Source organism: Pseudoalteromonas sp. NZS100_1 (assembly GCF_015864285.1).
GTDB lineage: Bacteria > Pseudomonadota > Gammaproteobacteria > Enterobacterales > Alteromonadaceae > Pseudoalteromonas > Pseudoalteromonas arctica.
This window is the reverse complement of sequence record NZ_JADYXN010000084.1, coordinates 1-1,335: the sequence shown is the minus strand read 5'-3', so window position 1 is coordinate 1,335 and position 1,335 is coordinate 1. Positions and strand designations below refer to the sequence as shown.

The window sequence follows — 1,335 nt, the reverse complement described above, 5'->3', positions numbered from 1 at the left end:
GGTGGTTGGTTAAACCTTACCTGACAGGGACTTGCACCCTGCAAGATGCATCAAGCTTAGCTTGACGCACCAACGCCTCGCTAAGAGGCAAAAAATAGTTGGTTAAAATAAGCGACGCAGGAGCAAAAACCAACTGTTTTTTGTCCTTTTGAGCGACTTGTTAGGCTTTGCTTACACTAGCCTATTTTAAAATCACTTCCCCTGGGCCATTTGAACCAGGAAATTGCCAGCCCATATGAGTTACTGTATTGATGACCGAACAAATTAGATCACAGGTGTGCCTTTGCACCTGCTTTAAGAAGTCGATATTTATTGGTGTCTCAAATTTTTCTTTTTGTTTATTAATAAAGAAAGGAATTGAAGCTCCGTTTGAATCGATACTTCCCCACGAACCGTGGCACAAAACATTACGCAGTTTTGAAGCTCTTCTCATGTCCTCTATTAGTAAATCAAAGTTATCGATTTTACAATTAGAATGAGAACGAACAGCTTTACCATATGTGTCAATTAAGCCACCAAGAGGATCTGAAAGAGAGCGTTCTAACTTAGGAATCCATTCAGAGAATGCTTTATCGATATCTTCTACGTTGTATTCCGTTGTTGCGGTAAAAGCAAATATAGCTTTAGCTAGGGTATCTTCCAAGAAGCCAAAAGTTGCAACAGATCTACCTAACTTTTCCCAAAACTCTCCATCATGTAAATGTGTAGGGAAATTTTCAGGTAACTCACTGTGATCAACTACATTGCCAGCCACTCGATTATCTCCATTCTATAAAAAAGCCTAACAGCTTATTATGTGCCAGATAAACACCAGACTGCAAATTCATTACCGCTAGGCTCAATAAAGTGAAACCGACTACCACCAGGAAATGAAAAAATTGGTGTCGATATTTTACCACCAAATGATTCTACAGTAGATTGAGATTCCTCCAAATTCTCTGTTAACAATACAAGCAAGGCAGAGCCATTTGAGGCTAGCGAAGATAAATCCGATTTGTAGAAACCACCGTCCAATCCTTCATCAGCGAAAGAGGTATAGTCGGGACCGTAATCGGTAAAGCTCCAATCAAAAGCGTCCTCGAAAAACTTTTTTGTAGCTGGAATATCTTTGGCGGGAAACTCTACATAATTTAACTTTAGATTTGTCGACATAACCGGATTCCTTTTGGCACATAACGCTAAGTTAAGCGGCAAAAAATTGTTGGCTAAAATTGTGAACGGAGTGAAACAGCCAACTGTTTTTTGTCCGTTTGAACGCCTTATAGTTCGACCAAGCCACTTAATTTAAAAGTAACTGACTATTATATTAAGTGGAATATGCTTCTGTTGGTTACG

2 protein-coding genes are annotated in these 1,335 nt (G+C 39.3%); both read right to left on the bottom strand.

From position 1 onward, the window contains the following. Window positions 1-181 precede the first annotated feature (181 nt). Window positions 182-754 (bottom strand): hypothetical protein, encoded by a 573-nt coding sequence (locus I6F66_RS20595; RefSeq protein ID WP_197209671.1) that lies wholly within the window; start codon window positions 752-754, stop codon window positions 182-184. A gap of 38 nt (window positions 755-792) precedes the next feature. After that, window positions 793-1,152: a VOC family protein gene (locus tag I6F66_RS20590; RefSeq protein ID WP_197209670.1), complete on the bottom strand. Its 360-nt coding sequence runs from the start codon at window positions 1,150-1,152 to the stop codon at window positions 793-795. Window positions 1,153-1,335: the final 183 nt, after the last annotated feature.

Coding starts and splice junctions, on each gene's coding strand:
- I6F66_RS20590 (WP_197209670.1), bottom strand. CDS start 1,152: ATGTCGACAAATCTAAAGTTAAATTATGTAGAGTTTCCCGCCAAAGAT.